Here is a 270-nt window from a genome sequence, read left to right as displayed (position 1 = left end):
CGATCAATATAACGATAATGACTGTAACTCGTCATTAAAAAATGAGTTAATTAGAATGTTACCTGCCCAAGGCATGTCGAGAGCTAAAGACATCCTTCCTTTTTTACCTTTCTCAAAAACGACTCTTCATCAATGGAGCCGTGATGGGAGGTTTCCTACTTTTATCAAACTCTCACCTACAATGGCAGTTTGGCGTAATTCAGATGTTATAGAGTGGCTCGAGAGTCATGATAAGCCGCTGCCTTTCTCTAAACAGGCAGGGAGAGAAAC

The 270-nt window shown here is 41.1% G+C and carries 1 protein-coding gene; it reads left to right on the top strand.

The features are described from left to right. The coding region (locus SB749_RS19560; protein WP_410711773.1) for a helix-turn-helix transcriptional regulator at positions 1–270 on the top strand (270 nt) is incomplete at both ends.

Source organism: Brevibacterium sp. SIMBA_078 (assembly GCF_046534565.1).
GTDB lineage: Bacteria > Actinomycetota > Actinomycetes > Actinomycetales > Brevibacteriaceae > Brevibacterium.
This window is presented reverse-complemented; position numbering and strand designations above follow the sequence as displayed.